The 19,612-nt window shown below is 53.4% G+C and carries 18 protein-coding genes; 8 read left to right on the top strand and 10 right to left on the bottom strand.

The annotated features are described in order from the left end of the window. Positions 1 to 233 precede the first annotated feature (233 nt). From rpe to ACTHSL_RS03050, 6 genes are all read left to right on the top strand, one after another. Positions 234 to 917 carry a ribulose-phosphate 3-epimerase gene (gene rpe, locus ACTHSL_RS03075; RefSeq protein ID WP_440380297.1) on the top strand — a complete coding sequence of 228 codons (684 nt, stop codon included), beginning with the start codon at positions 234 to 236 and terminating at the stop codon, positions 915 to 917. Positions 918 to 1,007: 90 nt separating this feature from the next. Then, positions 1,008 to 2,324 carry a bifunctional tetrahydrofolate synthase/dihydrofolate synthase gene (folC, locus tag ACTHSL_RS03070; protein ID WP_440380296.1) on the top strand — a complete coding sequence of 439 codons (1,317 nt, stop codon included), beginning with the start codon at positions 1,008 to 1,010 and terminating at the stop codon, positions 2,322 to 2,324. Positions 2,325 to 2,341: 17 nt separating this feature from the next. After that, positions 2,342 to 4,153, top strand: a complete 1,812-nt coding sequence (locus ACTHSL_RS03065; protein WP_440380295.1) for an SPOR domain-containing protein — start codon at positions 2,342 to 2,344, stop codon at positions 4,151 to 4,153. A 93-nt stretch (positions 4,154 to 4,246) separates the two neighbouring features. Further along, a complete protein-coding gene (locus ACTHSL_RS03060; protein WP_440380294.1) occupies positions 4,247 to 4,768 on the top strand; it encodes a CvpA family protein in 522 nt (173 codons plus the stop codon). 17 nt (positions 4,769 to 4,785) lie between these two features. Continuing rightward, positions 4,786 to 6,324 (top strand): amidophosphoribosyltransferase, encoded by a 1,539-nt coding sequence (gene purF / locus ACTHSL_RS03055; protein ID WP_440380293.1) that lies wholly within the window; start codon positions 4,786 to 4,788, stop codon positions 6,322 to 6,324. A 73-nt stretch (positions 6,325 to 6,397) separates the two neighbouring features. Continuing rightward, on the top strand, positions 6,398 to 7,033 hold the full coding sequence (locus ACTHSL_RS03050) for a hypothetical protein (RefSeq protein ID WP_234405157.1): 636 nt from the start codon (positions 6,398 to 6,400) through the stop codon (positions 7,031 to 7,033). A gap of 90 nt (positions 7,034 to 7,123) precedes the next feature. Here ACTHSL_RS03050 and nusB read toward each other — a convergent pair whose 3' ends face one another. From nusB to ACTHSL_RS03025, 5 genes are all read right to left on the bottom strand, one after another. Then, positions 7,124 to 7,555 carry a transcription antitermination factor NusB gene (gene nusB, locus ACTHSL_RS03045; RefSeq protein WP_107854011.1) on the bottom strand — a complete coding sequence of 144 codons (432 nt, stop codon included), beginning with the start codon at positions 7,553 to 7,555 and terminating at the stop codon, positions 7,124 to 7,126. A gap of 22 nt (positions 7,556 to 7,577) precedes the next feature. Next, positions 7,578 to 8,045, bottom strand: coding sequence for a 6,7-dimethyl-8-ribityllumazine synthase (gene ribH / locus ACTHSL_RS03040; protein ID WP_003774333.1), 468 nt, complete (start codon positions 8,043 to 8,045; stop codon positions 7,578 to 7,580). Positions 8,046 to 8,166: 121 nt separating this feature from the next. Further along, positions 8,167 to 8,484 carry a DUF2185 domain-containing protein gene (locus ACTHSL_RS03035; protein WP_440380292.1) on the bottom strand — a complete coding sequence of 106 codons (318 nt, stop codon included), beginning with the start codon at positions 8,482 to 8,484 and terminating at the stop codon, positions 8,167 to 8,169. A gap of 74 nt (positions 8,485 to 8,558) precedes the next feature. Next, entirely contained in the window at positions 8,559 to 9,440 is an 882-nt protein-coding gene (locus tag ACTHSL_RS03030) for a DMT family transporter (protein WP_440380291.1), read from the bottom strand. A gap of 375 nt (positions 9,441 to 9,815) precedes the next feature. Further along, on the bottom strand, positions 9,816 to 10,433 hold the full coding sequence (locus ACTHSL_RS03025) for a restriction endonuclease (protein ID WP_440380290.1): 618 nt from the start codon (positions 10,431 to 10,433) through the stop codon (positions 9,816 to 9,818). 77 nt (positions 10,434 to 10,510) lie between these two features. On the opposite strand from ACTHSL_RS03025, the gene ACTHSL_RS03020 reads away from it, so the two are divergent. Continuing rightward, positions 10,511 to 11,545, top strand: a complete 1,035-nt coding sequence (locus ACTHSL_RS03020) for an ACP S-malonyltransferase (RefSeq protein ID WP_440380289.1) — start codon at positions 10,511 to 10,513, stop codon at positions 11,543 to 11,545. A gap of 359 nt (positions 11,546 to 11,904) precedes the next feature. On the opposite strand, the gene ACTHSL_RS03015 is transcribed toward ACTHSL_RS03020, so the two are convergent. From ACTHSL_RS03015 to ACTHSL_RS03000, 4 genes are all read right to left on the bottom strand, one after another. Next, positions 11,905 to 12,351: a hypothetical protein gene (locus ACTHSL_RS03015; RefSeq protein ID WP_440380288.1), complete on the bottom strand. Its 447-nt coding sequence runs from the start codon at positions 12,349 to 12,351 to the stop codon at positions 11,905 to 11,907. Between the two features lie 2 nt (positions 12,352 to 12,353). Beyond that, on the bottom strand, positions 12,354 to 13,247 hold the full coding sequence (locus ACTHSL_RS03010) for a hypothetical protein (protein WP_440380287.1): 894 nt from the start codon (positions 13,245 to 13,247) through the stop codon (positions 12,354 to 12,356). Positions 13,248 to 13,286: 39 nt separating this feature from the next. After that, positions 13,287 to 16,157 (bottom strand): excinuclease ABC subunit UvrA, encoded by a 2,871-nt coding sequence (uvrA, locus tag ACTHSL_RS03005; RefSeq protein WP_440380286.1) that lies wholly within the window; start codon positions 16,155 to 16,157, stop codon positions 13,287 to 13,289. 158 nt (positions 16,158 to 16,315) lie between these two features. Further along, positions 16,316 to 16,879 (bottom strand): YceI family protein, encoded by a 564-nt coding sequence (locus ACTHSL_RS03000; protein WP_440380285.1) that lies wholly within the window; start codon positions 16,877 to 16,879, stop codon positions 16,316 to 16,318. A gap of 205 nt (positions 16,880 to 17,084) precedes the next feature. Here ACTHSL_RS03000 and ACTHSL_RS02995 point away from each other — a divergent pair, with 205 nt between their 5' ends. Then, positions 17,085 to 18,980, top strand: a complete 1,896-nt coding sequence (locus ACTHSL_RS02995) for a tetratricopeptide repeat protein (RefSeq protein WP_440380284.1) — start codon at positions 17,085 to 17,087, stop codon at positions 18,978 to 18,980. 121 nt (positions 18,981 to 19,101) lie between these two features. Here ACTHSL_RS02995 and ACTHSL_RS02990 read toward each other — a convergent pair whose 3' ends face one another. Then, positions 19,102 to 19,596, bottom strand: a complete 495-nt coding sequence (locus tag ACTHSL_RS02990; protein ID WP_440380283.1) for a hypothetical protein — start codon at positions 19,594 to 19,596, stop codon at positions 19,102 to 19,104. Positions 19,597 to 19,612 lie beyond the last annotated feature (16 nt).

The following is a 19,612-nucleotide window of genomic DNA, read 5'->3' as shown; positions in this document are numbered from 1 at the left end:
CGACGTGTCAAACACGGTATAATAGCCGTAAACTTGGGTAAAACAAATAACGATTGATTAAATATTATGCGCTCTGCCGGTTTTAACGGCTTGCCGCGCCGTTTTTTGTTGTGAAAATACAATTTCAAAAAATTTTATGCTGAATGAAAATACAGGCGGCCGTTGATACGCAGCGGCCCGTCAGGCAAAAAGAACGAACCGGTTGTGCGCCATTTCAGGAAAAGGAAGCCGCTATGCAGAAATTCCGTATTGCCCCCAGCATTTTATCTGCCGATTTTGCCAGATTGAGCGAGGAAGTCGGCAGCGTTGTCCAGGCCGGGGCGGATTTGATTCATTTCGATGTGATGGACAATCATTATGTGCCCAATCTGACTTTCGGCCCCATGGTGTGCGCCGCGCTGAAACCTTATGCTTCGGTACCGGTAGACGTTCACCTGATGGTGGAGCCGGTGGACGATTTAATTGTTGCCTTTGCCAAAGCGGGGGCGGACATCATTACCTTCCATCCCGAAGCCAGCCGCCATGTGGACCGCAGTTTGAGCCTGATTCGCGAACACGGCTGTCAGGCCGGATTGGTGCTGAATCCGGCGACTTCGGTATCGGTTTTGGAAAACGTGCTCGACCGTTTGGACATGGTGCTGCTGATGTCGGTCAATCCGGGGTTCGGCGGTCAGGGCTTTATTCCGCATACTTTGGAGAAAATCCGCCGTACCCGCGCTTTATTGGACGAATATCAGGCGGTTGCGGGCAGGCGGATTGCTTTGGAAGTGGACGGCGGCATCAAAGTCGGCAATATTGCCGAAGTGGCGGCTGCCGGAGCGGATACCTTCGTGGCGGGATCGGCGATTTTCGGGCAGCCCGATTACAAAGCGGTTATCGGGCAGATGCGTGCCGAATTGACCAAATCTGCCGGCTAAGGAATTGAGGCCGTCTGAAAGCCGCCGTACGACGCAAAAACAGGTTTTCAGACGGCCTCCTATATCAAACAGCAAACAGAAGGCAAACAAATGAAATCTCTTGGCGAATGGCTTTCCCATCTGGAAACGGCACACAGCAACGGCGTAATCGACATGGGTTTGGAACGCGTCGGCGAAGTGCGCCGGCGGATGGCATTGCAGCCGGAATGCCCCGTCATCGTAGTGGGCGGCACCAACGGCAAAGGTTCGGTCTGCGCCTTCCTGACCCATATCTACAAAGAGGCCGGTTTCAAAACCGGCACGCTGACCAGCCCGCACCTTTTGCGCTACAACGAACGGATTGCCGTAAACGGCAGGCCTGTGCCGGACGAAGCCATAACCGCCTCATTTGAGCGCATCGAAGCGGCGCGCGGCGATATTTCGCTGACTTATTTCGAGTTCAATACCTTGGCCGCAGTGGATATTTTCCTGCGCGAACGTGTGGACGTGATGATATTGGAAGTCGGCCTCGGCGGGCGTTTGGATGCGGTAAACGTATTTGACGGCGACGTCGCGGCGGTAACCAGCATTGATTTGGATCATCAGGCGTTTTTGGGCGATACGGTCGAACAGGTCGGTTTTGAAAAAGCCGGGATTTTTCGCGAGGGCAAACCGGCCGTCTGCGGGCAAAATCCGCCGCCGCAGTCGTTGGCCGCACATGCCGCCGACATCGGCGCGCAGCTGCTGTTGGCCAAACGCGATTTCAGTTTCGGCAAATTGGAAAACCAACAATGGTCGTTCCGTTTCCATCCCGAACATGGCACGCTTTTTTCAGACGGCCTCAAACGCAACCGCAACGCCCTGCCCATGCCGGCCTTGCGCGGCGGCTATCAATTGGGCAATGCCTCAGTCGCCCTGGCCGTTGTCGAATGCCTAGGCGACCGCCTGCCGATTGACGTGGGGGCAATCAAACGCGGCCTGCTGTCGGCGGAAAACCCCGGCCGCTTCCAAGTGCTGCCCGGACGGCCGCTGACCGTTTGGGATGTCGGCCACAACCCGCATGCCGCCCGCGCCATGCGTCAAAGCCTCATCGGCCTGCCTTTCGCGCAAAAACGGACGGCCGTATTCAGCATGTTGGCCGACAAAGACATAGACGGCGTATTGGAAATCGTGAAAGACCAGTTCGACGTTTGGTATGCCGCCCCGCTCCATCTGCCGCGGGGCATGGATGCGGCCGCACTGCAGGCCAAACTGGAAGCGCACGGAATCGCCAATATCCGAATGTTCGGCGACATTGCCTCCGCGTATCACGCCGCTTTTGCCGACAGTACGGAAAATGATAGAATTGTGGCCTTCGGTTCCTTCCATACCGTAGCGGAAGTGATGGAACATCAAGACAAACCCACCGGACACCACGCCGCCGGGTAAGACAGACAAGGTTCAAAATGGCAGACAAACGATTGGATTCGATGAACGAATACGAGCAATTAAAACGGAAAAACCGCCGCCGCCTGGTAGGGGCTTCGGCCATGGTACTGGTGGCGGGCATCGTATTTGGCGTCGCGGTAAACGGCGGCGGCGAGGGCGGCAATGCCGCCCAGAACATCAGCATCAATAAAGACGGCGGGCAGCCCGAAATATTGACCCCCAAGCCAATCGAGCCTGCGGGCGGCAAAATCAGACAAGACGAATTGGAAAATCCGCTGCTTGCCGGCGGCAGTTCGGCTCAGGATGAAGCCGCCAACGACACCTTCGAGATGCCGTCTGAAAAGGCCAAGGAAGTGCCGCCCGTATATGAATTGAAGGAAGGCCAGGAAACAGTAGAAGCGCAAGGCGACGACGGCAACGTGCACACCGTGGTAAAAAAAGCCGAACCCAACAATGATTACGACCGGCAGCCGCTTCCCGCCATAACCATCAACAACAGCAACAAACAGGCAGCGGAAAAAGCCGAGCGCAAAGCAGCACAAAAAGCAGCCGAGGCCAAACGCCAGGCTGAAGAAAAAGCCAGGGAAATAGCGGAACGGAAAGCCGAAGCCGATCGTTTGGCGGCAGAAGAGGAAGCGGCCGAACGCGCCAAACGGGAAGAAGAAGCCCGCTTGGCCAAACAAAAACAGGAAGCCGAGGAAAAACGCCTCGCCGAAAGACAGGCTAAAGAACAAAAAAGGCTGGAAGCGAAACAGCGCGCGGAAGAAAAGCGTTTGAAAGAAGAACGCCTGGCTCAATTAAAACAACAGCGTGAAGAACGCAAGCAGGCCGAAATGAAAAAGGCTGAGGAAGAAAAACGCTTGGCCGAGCAGAAAAAACGTTTGGAAGAGCGTAAACAGGCTGAAATGAAAAAGGCTGAGGAAGAGAAGCGTCTGGCCGAACAGAAAAAGCGTTTGGAAGAGCGCAAACAGGCCGAAGCGAAAAAGGCCGAAGAAGAGAAGCGCCTGGCCGAACAGAAAAAACGCGACGACGCGAAAAAAGCCGCCGACGAAAAACGCTTGGCCGAGCAGAAAAAACGTTTGGAAGAGCGCAAACAGGCTGAAATGAAAAAGGCTGAGGAAGAAAAACGTCTGGCCGAACAGAAAAAGCGTTTGGAAGAGCGTAAACAGGCTGAAATGAAAAAGGCTGAGGAAGAAAAACGCCTGGCCGAACAGAAAAAACGCGACGACGCGAAAAAAGTCGCCGAGGAAAAACGCTTGGCCGAGCAGAAAAAACGTTTGGAAGAACGCAAACAGACCGAAGCGAAAATAGTGGATGAAGAAAAACGTCTGGCCGAACGCAAGAAACGGCTGGAAGAACTCAAACAGGCCGAAGCAAAAGTAGCGGAAGAAGAAAAACGTTTGGCCGAGCGGAAAAAACGTTTGGAAGAGCGCAAACAGGCCGAAGCGAAAAAGGCCGAAGAAGATAAGCGTTTGGCCGAACAGAAAAAACGCGACGACGCGAAAAAAACCGCCGGCAACAAAGCCCAGCAGGCATTGGAAAACAAAGCCAAGCCCGCCAAGGCTGATCCGAAGGAAATATTGAATAACCAGAAAGGCCGGCGTGCGATGATACAGGCAGGTGCTTATAATTCGCAGGCGCAGGCCAAAAAAGTCCAGCAACGCTTGGCGGATGCCGGATACAGTGCCTCCATCAACGAAGTAGACACAGCCAAAGGCAAGGTCTACCGCGTACGCACCGGTAGCTTCAGCAGCCAGGAAGCGGCACAGAATGCTTTGGCGAAAATCCGCCTGCAAGGTGTCGACGGCGTGGTGATTTTGGGTAAATAGCCCGAAAAGGCCGTCTGAAAAGTGCTGCATACGGTATTTTCAGACGGCCTGACGTATTTTGCCCGAAGCAGGATTTTTCAGACGGCCACCATAATGGCTCCGCCCCTTGATAACGAAATGACCTTATTCGATATATTTGCTTTATGTGCCATCGGCCTCTCTGTGATACTTGCCATGATGCGCGGCCTGGTTGGAGAAGTGTTGTCTTTGGTCAGCTGGGTGCTGAGTCTGATTGCGGCCAAAATGGCGGCCCAGCCTTTGGCCGAGACGGTTTTCAGCTTTATCCGGCCGTCTGTTTTGGCTGCCGTGGCGGGCTTTATTGCGGGGTTTGCCGCCGCTTTGCTGCTGCTGTTTTTTTTACGCTCCCTGCTGACCGGTGTAATCAAGGCAATCGGTTTGGGGGGCGTGAACCGTTTTCTCGGCGCGGTGTTCGGCCTGCTGCGCGGTTTTGCCGTGGTCACGCTGGCCGTTTTGGTTTGCGCTTTTACCGATTTGCCAAAGAGCGATGAATGGCAGAATGCCTACAGTTCGCCATTTTTCGAAGGAGCGGCTTCTGTGGCCGTGCCGTACTTGCCGGAATATCTGGCGAAAAAAGTCAGCTATCCGTCGTTTTAACTGTTGGGGAGAATTCAATGTGTGGTGTTTTCGGCCTTGTGGCACACGAACCGGTAAACCAGTTGCTGTATGACGGTCTGCAAATGTTGCAGCACAGGGGGCAGGATGCGGCCGGTATTGCCACGTTGGAAGGTTCCACTTTCCATATGCACAAAGGAAAGGGCATGGTGCGCGAAGTGTTCCGCACCCGGAATATGCGCGATTTGACCGGTTCTGTCGGCATCGGCCATGTCCGCTATCCGACGGCGGGCAATGCGGGCAGCACGGCCGAGGCGCAGCCGTTTTATGTCAGCTCCCCGTTCGGCATCGTGCTGGCGCACAACGGCAATCTGACCAATACCGACGAGCTGTACCAAAGCGTGTGCAACAAACACCTGCGCCATGTGAATACCGGTTCCGATTCCGAAGTGCTGCTGAACGTTTTGGCGCATGAACTGCATCGCGAGGTTGCCGCTTCAGACGGCCATAAGTTGGAACTCGACCATATTTTCAACGCCGTCGGCGAACTGCACCGCCGGGTGCGCGGCGCGTACGGCGTGGTGGCCTTGATTGCGGGCTACGGCCTGTTGGCCTTCCGCGACCCGTACGGCATCCGTCCGCTGGTGTTGGGCAAACAAACCAACGATAAAGGCGAAACCGATTGGGGTGTGGCCTCCGAATCCGTCGTTTTCAACAGCCTGGCTTTCGAATTGGAGCGCGACATCGCGCCGGGCGAGGCCGTATTCATCACCCTTGACGGCAAACTGTACAGCCGCCAATGCGCCCGTCAAAGCAAACTTGCGCCCTGCCTGTTCGAATATGTTTATTTTGCCCGCCCGGATTCCGTCATCGACGGCGTGTCCGTTTATCAGGCACGCGTCAATATGGGGGTTAAACTGGCAGAAAAAGTCAAAAGGGAGTTGGACTTGGGCCAAATCGACGTCGTGATGCCGATTCCCGATACCAGCCGCCCCAGCGCGATGGAGCTGGCCGCATATTTGGGCAAACCGTATCGCGAAGGGTTCATCAAAAACCGCTACATCGGCCGTACCTTCATCATGCCCGGACAGGCGACGCGTAAAAAATCCGTGCGGCAGAAGCTGAATCCGATGGACAGCGAGTTTAAAGGCAAAAACATCCTGCTGGTGGATGATTCCATCGTACGCGGAACCACCAGCCGGGAAATTGTCGAAATGGCAAAAGCCTCCGGCGCGGAAAAAGTGTTTTTTGCCTCCGCCGCGCCGGAAGTGCGCTACCCGAATGTTTACGGCATCGATATGCCGACCCGGGAAGAGCTGATTGCCAACGGACGCACGGCGGCCGAAGTTGCGGCGGAAATCAGTGCCGACGGCTGCGTGTTTCAGAATTTGGACGAATTGAAAGCCGTTATCCGCGAGATGAATCCGAAAATCGAGGCTTTCGACGATTCCTGCTTCAGCGGCCTCTATCTGACCGGCGACATCGATGAGAACTATCTGCAACGCCTGTCGGCCAGCAAATCGTCGGGCGCGGCAGCCTTTGTGCAGCCCGGCCTGATTGACCACAGTGTGCGGGTGGAAAACGGCAACGAAGAATAGGCCGTCTGAAAACCCCCGCAGTTTAAATTTCCATTTTTATTTTTATTTTTTATCTGTTTGAATTGAAAGCATAATGATGAAACAAACCCTACGCTTCACCGCCCTATTGTCTGCATTGGCTCTGACTGCTTGTCAGCCGGAAAACAGTACCAAGCCTGCCGCGTCCGATGCCCAACCCGTTGCTTCTTCAGCTGTTTCCGCTTCTTCGGTAGATCCAGAAGCCGCTGCCGCAAGCGGGACTCATGCGCCCGTTCCCGCAGCAGGCAACAACAACGAAGATCCGGCGTTTAAAGCCGATGCCTTGGTGTTGTTGAAAGCAATTGAAGAAATCGGCGTACAGAGTTCCACTTATCTGGATTCCGACGAAATGAGGCAGAAGGTTGCTGAATTCGGCAAGTCCAAAGATGAGGCGCAGAAAAACAAACTGGCCGTCGAAATTTACCAAAGCAATATCAATCTGTACCGTGATGCGGTCGAAAAATTGAAAACCTTGCAGGTGAAAAATCAGGATGTAGTCGGACTGCGCGATTTGTGGATTAAAAAATTCGAGACCGACATCGAATTGTTCAATATCCAAATCAAAGAGCAGGGCAAAGGTCTGACAGACGCGCAGATTCAGGAGAAATACAAAGACATTTACCGCCAAAACCGTGATTTGGCGCAGGATGCGGCCGAGCAGAATATGGCACTCTACAAACGCTCCCGTTAAGCCGTTCGATTAAAACAGGCCGTCTGAAAATGCCGCTGCGATAGCGGGTGTTTTCAGACGGCCTGTTTCTATATGCGGATGCTGTTTTGTTTATGGCGTGCGTTTCGGATCGTTTGGACGCAGTTGTACCGATAGTTTGTCCAAAATGCCGTTGATGAATTTGTGGCTGTCGGTGCCGCCGAAGGTTTTGGTGACTTCGATGGCTTCGTTGATGATGACCGGATACGGTGTTTCGGGCATCGCACTCAGTTCGTGGCAGGCCATCAGCAGGATGCCGCGCTCAATCGGGTTAATGTCTTTTTCATCGCGGTCGAGCAGGGGGCGGATGATTTGCATGTATTCCGCGCTATTGCCGTGCGCGCCGAAAAACAGGGCGGTGAACAAATCGGCGTCTGCACGTTTGAAGTCGGCGGCTTCGCGGATGTTTTTCGCCACTTCGGGTGCGGAGGCGTGGTTCAAGGCTGCCTGATAGAGGGCTTGGACGGTGAATTCGCGGGCGCGGCGGCGGGGGCTGGTTTTCATATCGGGTTCCTTTCAGACGGCCTCAGTCTTCTTGTTCGCCGAGGAAGAAGTTGATCAAATTGCCGCATTCCACGGCCACGACTGCGGCATCCTGCGCTTTTTCAACGATGCGGGCATGTGCCTGTTCGTCGTTTTCGGTGGTCAGGATGGCATTGGCGACGGGGATGCTGTAATCCAGGGTCATGCGGGTGATGCCGGCGGCCGATTCGTTTGAGACCAATTCGAAATGATAGGTTTCGCCGCGGATAACGCAACCGATGGCAATCAGTGCGTCAAAGCGTTGCGTGCCGGCCATCGATTGCAGCACCAGCGGTACTTCCAATGCGCCGGGTACGGTGGTTACGGTGATGTTGTCGTCCTTCACGCCCAGTTCGTGCAGCTTTTCTACGGCGGCTTTGAGCATGGCCGAGCCTACTTCGTTGGTAAAGCGTGCTTGGACGATGCCGATACGCAGATGTTCGCCGTTCAGGTTTGGTTCTATGATGTTCATGATGATTTCCTTTCGGGTTGATACCCCCGGCCGAATACAGCGGGGCGGATGTTCCGTTTGACGCGCTGCGGCGTGCGTTCAAATACGTTCAGACGGCCCGAGGCCGTCTGAAAAAACGGTTTTATTCTTTCGGCTGCCAGTCGCTGACGGCTTGAAATCCTTCTTCCGTCCACTCCCACGCGCCTGCCTTTTCCTGAAGCAACGGCAGGATGTCGGGATTGGATGCGGTGATTTCTCCGATGCCGCACACGGTGAAGTTGTCGGGATTGTCGGTGTAGCCGTCGCTTTCGTCGCCGCTGAAAAAACGCCAGCCGCTGTCGTTGTCGAAAACCGGCTCTTCGCGGTACATAAAGCCAACGGGGTGGCCGGAAACGCTGATTTCTTTGGTGGCGACGCAGAGATCGAGTGCGGCGGAAAGGGCTTGGGCAAACTTATTCATCGGTTTTCAGACGGCCTGTGGGATAAGGGCGTGATTCTACACGAAAGGCAGGCCGGATAGGGAGATTCGGCGGCTCAATGCGCCTTTGTTTTCAGCGAACCCAAGTAAATCGCCAGCAAGGTCAGCGCGGCACCGCCCCATTGTACGGCGTTAATCGGTTTGTCCAGCCAGAAATAATCGATTAGCAAGGCGGCAACGGGTTCGCTCAGCAGCAGAAGGCCGGTCAGCGACAACGACAACAGCGGGATGGCGTAGGCAATCAACCCCCAGGCGAAACACTGCATAACCGCGCCGTAAACCAAAACCAGCCCGATGTCGCGCGCCGTTGCGGGATACAGCCGGCTCCAGTCGAAAACCAAAGTTGGCACCAGCAACGCCAACACGCCGCCGATGCTGACCAGCAGCATCATGGGAAACAGCGCGGTCGGTTCGGCTTGATGCGTTTTGCGGATAAACGTCATCGACAATGCCAGCATCCCGCCCGAAATAATGCCGCTGACAAAACCCCAAACCGCATTGCCGTTATGGCCGAACTCGGGGAATGCAATCATCGCCACGCCGCCGACAGCCATAATCAGGCTGAAGATTTGCAGCTTGTTCAGCCTCTCGTCAAACAGGAAAAAGCCGATGGCGGCAAGGAAAAAAATCTGCAAACTGTTGAGCAGGGTAGAAATGCCCGGGCCGACGCTGTAAATGCTTTCGTGCCACAAAGCCAAATCGATGCCGAGTGCGGCACCCGAGAGCAGGGCATAGGCAAGGGCTGTTTTGCTGCGCGGCAGTTTCTGGCCGAAACGCCGTGCCAGAAACCAAAAGACCAAGCCGGAAATCAGCAGCCGCCACCACGCGATGGCATAAGCACCGACGGGGACGAATTTGACAATCAGGCTGCCGAGGCCGAAGACGACGCAGCCGACCATCAGCAAAGGGGCGGCATAATGATTGGATGGTGCGGACATGGTATTTTTCTTAGAAATATCGGAGCGGGTGCGGACGGGCATTCTAGCCGAAGCACTGGAGGCAGACAAACCGTCCTTATTTCAGCAGCTTTAAAACGCGGCGAAGCCAAACAAGGCAGGCAAAACCATATCGTGCATGAGCGAAATACGGTAGGCCGTCTGAAAATATTGCGGCAACTGTTTTTCAGACGGTCTCTATCAAGATAGGGGTACATTTGATGCAGGAAGAACGATGCCTGCATCAAAATTGATATGGGATTTTGGCAAAAGCATACTGTTTTGCTTAAGACGGCATTGATAAAAGACGGATTGATTTTTCCGTCATCTCTCCAAAAACACAGCTTCTTTACATTGATTTTTTAAGCTGGATTCCGATTATCCGCATGCTTTTGCCGCCGCCTTAATCCGCAGAATTTCCTTCACAAACGCCGCCAGTTTGGCCGCAAAATCCGCATCGTCGAGCCGCCCGACCAAGGCAAACGTTTCCTCTTTGCCGTCGTCGTCCGCCGTCAGCGTTTCGCCGCCGAAATGGCGGAAAAATAATTCCTTGCCGCCACGGATTTTACCTCGGTGCAGCACCCAAACGCTGCCGTCGCCATCCTCCGCGAATACGCCGGAAACGGCGCGGTTCAAGCCTTCGGTAGGAAAATTGATTTCCGCCGCAATCGACACCTTTTTGCTGGCCGCAGGTTGGCCGATACCGAAGCCGTTCCAGCATTTTTTGCCCTGCGGCTGCATGGCGTACCACAAATCCAGTTCGGGCGAATAAGCCACTTCGGCTTCAAAACCGCCGCCCGCGCCCGATACGGTGCAGGCTGCTTTTTGCGGCAGCGCGGCCAGCAGGGTTTCGGCAAACAAGGCTTGTGCGGTAGCGAGTTTTTTAGGGGTGGTGATGACGGCAGGCATGGGGTTTCCTTTCAACAATAAAACGGAATGATAACGCGAAATGGATAAGGCCGTCTGAAAACCATGTTTGATTTGAGTGCGTGGCACAAGGGCATGATTCGTCATACAATCATCATATTAAGTTTTGCAAACCGTTCAACACCGATTACGGAGGGAGTGAAACCATGAGCCAACTGCAACAAAACCGCCTGCCGGAACATTTTTATGATGAACCGTTCGCCCTTTGCTTCTCTGGACAGGGCTTTGATTGGATAAGCAGCCTGCGCGAGGCTTTGGCCGAAGGGGCGCGGGACAGGGCAAACGAAGTGGCCGCCGCTGCCGCCCGAATCTTGAAGCCTGTGGTGGGGCAGATTGCGGCAGCCCGACCGCAGGGTTTCGAGCCGATAAAATGGGTGGAAAACGGCGCGGACGGCATCGATTTGGTGCGTGCCGCCGTGAGCGTGCCCGGCATTTTCCTTTCGCAAATCGCCAATCTGCACACGCTGGAGGCGCGCGGCTTGGACAGCGGCAAGGCAGCAGGCGTGATCGGGCATTCTCAGGGCATACTCGGACGTTATCTGATGCGCGAGCCGCAGCACGCCGCCGAACTGCTGGCCTTGGCCGAATTGATTGGCGCGGCGGCCACGCTGCAAGGGCGCGCAACGGGCATGTATTTGCACGACGGCCTGCATCCGATGGTGATGGTGCAGGGTGTGAGCCGCGGGCAGATTGCCGCCGTGATTGACGAACTGTTCCCCGCAGGTTCGGCCGACCGCCCGTGTATCGGCTTGCAGAACAGCGCAGACGGTTTTGTCGTCAGCGGCAAGTCCGAATCGGTGGCGCGCGTGTGCGGCGTGTTGTCGGACACGGTGAAAGACGCCAACGGCCAAACGCCCGAAAACCTGCTGTGGCGGCTGGACGTGGAAGTCGGCTTCCACCACCCCGCCATGCTGCCCGCCGTGGCGCAAACAGCCGAATGGGCGGCCGCCTGCGGTTTGGATGCGGAACAGGTGCGCGGCATCGCGCAAAATGTGTTGGTCAATCCCGTGGACTGGGTGGCCGAATGCCGCAGCATAGTCGCGCTGGGCGTGCGGCGGATTTTGGAAATCGGCCCCTCCGGCGGCGTGGCCATGCTGACACAGGCGGTGCTGGACGGGAAAGGAATTGAAGTGCTGGATGTTTCCGGCGCGGAAGGCAAGGCGGCGTTGTTTGGCGGATAACGGCGGTCTCTGATTTTTGAAACTGCGGCTGCCGTGAAGTTAAGAAAAGGCTACCTGAAAATATTCGGCTTTGTTGAGGCGGATATTTTTCAGGTAGCCTTTATCGATAGGATATTTGAATGGCAGCTTGCTGAAAACGAAACTTCAACGGAGTTGAAAAGCAGCCTGCACATTGGTTTGTTTTAGGTGGGCGGACGGTTTGGGAACTGATGAATAGACCGTATTTGTATTTGAGGCCGTCTGAAAAGTGGTAGCTTCAACGAAAGTAAATTTGAAAACGGCAAACGGTCAATCAAGCAACCGCGTGCGTGCGTACCGCACACGCGGTTGTTTAGGTATGCAGGCTACGGCTTGCTAAATTATTTCTTTGATTTTTTACTTAATCCGTAAAAAACAAACCAAAATTTCTTTCCAATATCAAATAATAAAAACAGAGAGATGGAAAGAATAATTAAACTAATTTTTAGAATAAAAATACTTTCCTGCATCTCAAGAAATGGGTTAATGAATGTTAGACATATCAAACCAAAGAAACTAAAAGTATTCCAGAATATTGATTTAATTAAAGTATAAAATTGTCCAGTTTTTTGCATTTTAGTAAGGAAGTCATGATTCACTAATGAAGCAAACAATGCAAGAACAGCTAGCAATAAGCTAAATAAAGATACAGATAAATTATGTATCGAACCATATAAATCAGAAATTGATTTATTATCTAGCTTCATAATAACATTACTTCTAGAGAGAAATGTCCATAATCCTATTGATATGATGAAAATAGCAAGTAGAATTGTTTTATTTTTCATTATTATATCTCTATTGCTTCTTTAATCTGATCATACATTTTCTTTTTTCCTGTAGAAATTGATTGTAACATTTGACTTGTTTCTGGACGACGCGTTTTTTTCTTTTTTATTTCAACAGAGATTTTAGTTTTTATCTGATCTTTTAAAATATCAATAGGCATCTCTATCTCATTTAGCTTTACTTTTAATCTTTTAGTTGTTTCTGATTGTTTAATCAATGTGCTTATCTCTTCCTTTATCCATTTAGATAACCCCTTTTTTCGAGCATGTATTGATATTTTCCCATCAAATTTAGTTGCATTGCTATCATTCATCAGTTCCAATGCTGATTTTGTAAAATCATCTTCTGCAATATAGTCTTCTGTACGTGGCTTTGCAATAGTGTATTCCAAATAACGAACTTCCCCATTCATTACCCTATGCATAGCATCTTGGCGAATAATTTCTAAAATTTCTACTTCATCCGCATGAGTGATTAGTTTTTGTAATAATTTACCAAGAGTGTTAACTGTCCCAGCTTCTATTGCATATTGAAATGAGATAAGTTCTCGCCCACTAATTTCTTTACTAATAATAAAATGACTTTTTTCTAAAAATCCTTCGTTCGCTTTTAATTCAATATCTCGTTCAGTGTTTTGTTCTGCTGAACCAACAGGTGGGACATCTTCTCTTAACCGTGTTAAAGATCCTCCAATTTCGTTATCGGATAAACTACAAATATTTCTTAACTGAAAACGATTTTCTCCTAATTCAATTGGCTTAGATAATTCAATATTTTTTTGGATAAATTCTTCCTGAAAAAAATCAAATGTGCTGATTATTTTATCTTGTACTGAATTTTTTGCTTGTAATGTAAAAAAATATACTGTGTATTTTTTCATATTTAGTTTTGACATTTTATAATTCTCCTAGAAATAATTACTTGTTGCAGCAGATTACAAAACCACCTTCAAATATTTCCCCGTATAACTTCCCTTAACCTTCGCCACCTGCTCAGGACTACCGCAAGCAATAATCATACCACCTCCATCTCCTCCTTCCGGCCCTAAGTCTACAATCCAATCCGCGGTTTTAATCACGTCCAGATTATGCTCGATAATCACAATCGAGTTGCCTTTGCCTTTCAGACGGCCTATGACTTCCAGTAACAGGGCGATGTCGGCGAAGTGCAGGCCGGTGGTGGGTTCGTCGAGGATGTAGAGCGTTCTGCCGGTGTCGCGTTTGGAGAGTTCCAAGGCGAGTTTGACGCGTTGGGCTTCGCCGCCGGAGAGGGTGGTGGCGGACTGGCCGAGGCGGATGTAGCCTAGGCCGACATCCATCAGGGTTTGCAGTTTGCGCGATACGGTGGGGACGGCGTCGAAGAATTCGCGGGCTTCTTCGACGGTCATGTCGAGGACTTGGCTGATGTTTTTGCCTTTGTATTGGATTTCGAGGGTTTCGCGGTTGTAGCGTTTGCCGTGGCAGACTTCGCAGGGGACGTACACGTCGGGCAGGAAGTGCATTTCGACTTTAATCACGCCGTCGCCTTGGCAGGCTTCGCAGCGGCCGCCTTTGACGTTGAAGGAGAATCTGCCGACGTTGTAGCCGCGTTCGCGCGAGAGGGGCACGCCGGCGAAGAGTTCGCGGATAGGGGTGAACAGGCCGGTGTAGGTGGCGGGGTTGGAGCGCGGGGTGCGGCCGATGGGGGACTGGTCGACGTTGATGACTTTGTCGAGGTGTTCGAGACCGTGGATGTCGTCGTATGGGGCGGGTTCTTCTTGGGCGCGGTTGAGTTCGCGGGCGGTGATTTTGGCGAGGGTGTCGTTAATTAGAGTGGATTTGCCGCTGCCGGATACGCCGGTGATGCAGGTAATCAAACCGAGCGGCAGTTCGAGGGTAACGTTTTTGAGGTTGTTGCCGCGCGCGCCTTTGAGGACGAGCATTCGGTCGGGATTGACGGGCGTGCGTTCAGACGGCACGGCAATGGATTTTTTACCGCTGAGGTATTGTCCGGTAACGGATTTTTCGCATTTGGCGACGTTTTCGGGCGTGTCGGCAATCAGTACGTTGCCGCCGTGTTCGCCTGCGCCCGGGCCCATATCGACGACGAAATCGGCTTCGCGGATGGCGTCTTCGTCGTGTTCGACCACAATCACGCTGTTACCCAAATCGCGCAGGCGTTTGAGGGTGGCGAGCAGGCGGTCGTTGTCGCGCTGGTGCAGGCCGATGGAGGGTTCGTCCAAAACGTACATCACGCCGGTCAGGCCGCTGCCGATTTGGCTGGCAAGGCGGATACGCTGGGCTTCACCGCCAGAGAGGGTTTCGGCGGAGCGGCTTAAATTCAGGTAATCCAGCCCGACGTTAATCAGGAAGCCGAGCCGCTCGGTGATTTCTTTGAGGATTTTTTCGGCGATTTGTTTTTTGTTGCCGTCCAAATCCAGCGTTTCAAAGAATTGGTGGGTTTTGGTCAGCGGCCAGGCGGAGACTTCGTGCAACGGTTCGCCGCTGACGTAAACGTAGCGGGCTTCTTTGCGCAAACGTGCGCCGCCGCAGCTCGGGCAGGCGCGGTGGTTTTGGTATTCGCGCAGTTTTTCGCGCACGGTTTCGCTGTCGGTTTCGCGGTAGCGGCGTTCGAGATTGGGGATGATGCCTTCGAAGGCGTGGCTGCGGTTGAAGGTGGTGCCGCGTTCGGACAGGTAAGTGAAATCAATAACTTCTTTGCCCGAACCGTGCAGTACGACTTTTTTCACTTTTTCAGGTAGCGTTTCCCAAGCAGCCTGCACATCGAAACCGTAATGCCGCGCCAGCGACTGAATCATTTGGAAATAGAACTGGTTGCGCTTGTCCCAGCCGTCAATTGCGCCCGTTGCCAACGATAATTCAGGATGGGCGACCACTTTTTCGGGGTCGAAGAAATTGGTGTTGCCCAAGCCGTCGCAAGTCGGGCAGGAACCCATCGGATTGTTGAACGAAAAAAGGCGCGGCTCTAATTCGGGCAGGCTGTACGAACACACGGGGCAGGCGAAACGCGCGGAGAACCAATGTTCTTCGCCGCTTTCCATTTTCATTGCCAGCGCGCGCTCGTTGCCGTGGCGCAGCGCGGTTTCAAAACTTTCTGCCAGCCGCTGCTTGATGTCCGCCTTCACTTTTACACGGTCGATGACCACGTCGATATTGTGCTTGATGTTTTTTTCCAGCTTCGGCACTTCGTCCAACTGATAGACCTCGCCGTCCACGCGCACGCGCGCAAAACCCTGCGCCTGCAAGTCGGCAAAGAAATCGACAAATTCGCCCTTACGCTCGCGCACCGCCGGCGCCAGAATCATCACGCGCGTGTCTTCCGGCAGCTTCAACACGGCATCGACCATCTGCGATACGGTCTGGCTCGACAGCGGCAGCTTGTGTTCGGGGCAATACGGCGTGCCGACGCGGGCGTACAAAAGACGCAGGTAATCATGAATTTCCGTAACCGTGCCGACGGTGGAACGCGGGTTGTGGCTGGTGGATTTCTGCTCGATGGAAATCGCGGGCGACAGGCCTTCAATTAAATCGACATCGGGTTTGTCCATCATCTGCAAAAACTGCCGCGCATAGGCGGACAGGCTCTCGACATAACGCCGCTGCCCTTCGGCATACAGCGTGTCAAACGCCAGCGACGACTTGCCGCTGCCCGACAGCCCCGTGACCACCACCAGCTTGTGGCGCGGAATGTCCAAATCGACGTTTTTCAAATTATGCGTGCGCGCGCCGCGGATGCGGATGGTGTCGTTGTCGCGGGCTTCTGAGTGGGGAGTTTTGCTGTCGTTTTGATGATGGTGGTTGCACATGGTTTTTTGAGGCCGTCTGAAAAATTAGGAAACCCGTCATTGTAGCACTTTTCCCACCTTCGTCTTTTGCTCCTTACAGCACGGCCATTAAAGAGAAAGGCCGTCTGAAAACGGATTTTCAGACGGCCTCAAACCGTGTGCCTGTTTTTCAGACGGCCTTATTTTTTCGCCGCCTCGATTTGGATGTTCAACTTCACGTTTTTCGCCATGCCTGCGGAAACCAGGTAATCCGCTCCCCATTGGGTGCGGTCGATGGTGGCGGCAAAATCGCCGCCGCAGACTTCCACTTTCTTCATCGGGTTTTGGTAGCAGTTGAATTTGCTGGCTTTGAGGACAACCGGATGGGTTTGTCCGAGTAGGGTCAGGTTGCCTTGAACCGCGCTTACTTTTTTGCCGTCAAAGATGAATTTGGTGGAGGCAAAACGGATTTCGGGATATTTCTCGGCGTTGAAAATATCGGCCGATTTCAGGTGTTTGGTAAATTCGTCGCTGCTCGATTGCAGGTTGGCCAATGGCAGTACGGCTTCGACGGAACCGGTTTTCTTCGCGGGGTCGAAATGGACATTGCCGGTAACTTTGTAAATGCCGCCGACGTTGGTGCTGGTGCCGAAATGGTCGATTTCGAAGCGGGCGTTGGAATGGAACGGGTCGATTTCGTATTGTGCGGCCGATGCGGCGGCAGCTGCGGCGGACAGGGCGGCGGCAAGCAGGATTTTTTGCATGATTCCTCCGTTTGCAAAGGTTTGATTGAAAGAAAAGGCATTGTAACAAGAATTTACATATCGGCAAACGGAAAGGGGGAAAAGCACCGTTTCCTGATAGGAAAAGCAGACAAAGCCAAGCGCGGCGGATGGCTCTGTGATAAAGTAAGCCCCCTTTGTTTCAGGCCGTCTGAAAACAGGGTACGCTTTATCTGGAGGAAAGAATATGTTTGCCCGCAAATCCCGCTTAAAAACCATCGTATGCGCCTTGATGCTGCTGTGCGCCTCAGCGCTGTATGCCGAGGATAAAAACGATGCCCCGTCCAAGGAACAGGTTAAAAGCGAAAAAATCGAAGCAGGCCGCAACTTCAGCCGCGATCAGCAGGCAGACGAGCATCAGCGTCGGAAAAACATCATAAACCGCGCCAACGATACCTTTTCCCTGCTGGGTGCGGAGCTGGCATTGCATAAAGGCGACCCCGGGCTGGCATTGGCCACCTACATGGCCATGCTCGACCGCACGCGCGATTCCGAAGTAGCCGAACGCGCCATGGATATGGCGGTTAATCTGGGTGCATACGAGTATGCGGAGGCGGTGTACCAACGATGGGTAAAACTCGAGCCGACACCCGGCCCTGCCTTGAAACGCATCAGTTGGATGCGCGATATGGTGCGCGGGGAATACGGCGATGCACGCAACGGCTTCGATGCCGCGCTGGAAGGTGCGAATGAAGAACAGCGCAGCCGAATTTTCCTGCTGGTGGCGCAGATTGCCGCGCAGAACCCCGCCGTCGCCCAACTGATGGACGACACGGTGCACAAACGTGCCAAAAGCTATCCCGAATTGCCGGAAGCCGTGATTGCCGATGCGATTTTAAGCGCGCTGAACGACAAGGCTGCCGATTCGGTTCAAGCATTGCAGAAACTGGCTCAGCTGGACAGCGAAATCCTGCCGCCCACCCATCTGACCCTGCGCTTAATCGGCCAGCGGCGGCCGGAAATCATCAACCGCTTCTTTGCCGAAACGGATACGTCCAAACTGTCGCCCGTATGGCAGGAATTGCAGATTGAAGCATTGATTTATGCCGATAAAAAAGACGAAGCCCAGCGGTTTTTACAAAAATTGCTGGAAAAACAGCCTAATGCCGACCTTTACATTCAGGCGGCCTTATTATCCAGCAGCCGCAAGGCACCGCTTGAAGAAACAATGGACTATCTGACCAAAGCCTACCGGCATGGCACGCAGGAACAGCAGAGCAGAGCGGCCGTTATCGCCACCCTCCGCAACGGCGACAACAAAAAATTTGCCGAAGCGCGTGAATGGGCGAACAAAATCCAAGCGCCGGACTTCCGTTTCGACAAAACCGTTTTGATGGCTTCGCTGAATCTGGAAGAGGGCAAATGGCGGCAGGCGGCGGCTGAAATCAAACGCGCCCGCGCCATGACTTCGCGCCAAGGACGTTTCTTCGACGAAAACCACCTGCTGCAAATCCAACTGCTGGTAATCGGCCGATATGATAATTCGCAACAGGCTTTGCAGGAATTGAACCTCCTTCACGACCAAATCGCCCGCCGGCCCAATAATGCCGAGAACTTGAGTGCTGTCCTTTATCAGCGCGCGCTGGTGTACGTCGATAAATTGAACCGGCCGGAAAAGGCGATTGCCGACCTGCGCCGTTACCTGGAATTGAACCCCGATAATCCGAACGGTCAAAACGCCCTCGGCTACACCATGCTGACCATGCCGAATCCGAAAGTGGACGAGGCATTGGAACTGATACGCGCCGCCTACGAGCAGGAGCCCGAAGAGCCCGCCATCAACGACAGCCTCGGTTGGGCTTATTTCCTGAAAGGCGATGCGGAAACGGCTTTGCCGTATCTGCAATATGCCTTTAAGATGCAAGGCGATGCCGAAGTGTCCGCGCATTTGGGCGAAGTTTTGTGGCATTTGGGCAAAAAAGAGCAGGCGGTCGAAACGTTTGAAAAAGGCCTGAAAGCGGGCGGCAACATCCGCGTCCTGCAAAACACCATACGCCGCTTGGGCGTGCCGTTGCCGGAATCGGGTCGGCCTGCCGTGAAAGATAAAAAGGTATCCAAGCCTGCGGCAGTGAGAAAAAAATAATCGGAGCATTGAGAAAAGGCCGTCTGAAAACTGAAGCTTTCCCGAAGCAAAAGTTTTCAGACGGCCTTTTTGCAACTGAAGCCATACTCCGTGCGGAAGCGGCGGTTATAGTGGATTAAATTTAAACCAGTACGGCGTTGCCTCGCCTTGCCGTACTATCTGTACTGTCTGCGGCTTCGTCGCCTTCCGCCGTCGCCTGCACGACCTGCCGCAAACCCTCTTTAACGGCATACAGGCCGCCGCCCACACCCGCCATCCGCAGCATCTCCCCGCCCATGCCGCGCACGGAGGCGGCAATGGGGTTGAGTTTGGACGGTACGCCTTTCAATTCGGCCTTCAGTTCGCGCACTCTGGCCGTATAGGCGGCGGTCGCCTGTTTCAATTCCCGTTTGGTCAGCGTGCCGCTTGCCTTCAGTTCGGCATAGGCTTGTTTGACCTTGGCCAGTTCCGAGCGCGCTTGGTCGGTTTTAATGCCCAAAACCGCCTTGGCCTCGGCCAGCCGCTTCATCTTTTGCGCCGCCTGTGCGGCCTTTTCGGTTTCGTCCGCCAGCCTGCCGACGTTTTCCGCGCCCGATACGTCCGCCTTGATTTCTATGCCTGTTTGGATTTTCGTCATCTGTCAAATCCTGTTT

The sequence above is a fragment of the Neisseria sp. P0008.S010 genome (assembly GCF_051962715.1).
Classification (GTDB): Bacteria; Pseudomonadota; Gammaproteobacteria; order Burkholderiales; family Neisseriaceae; genus Neisseria; species Neisseria elongata.
This window is presented reverse-complemented; position numbering and strand designations above follow the sequence as displayed.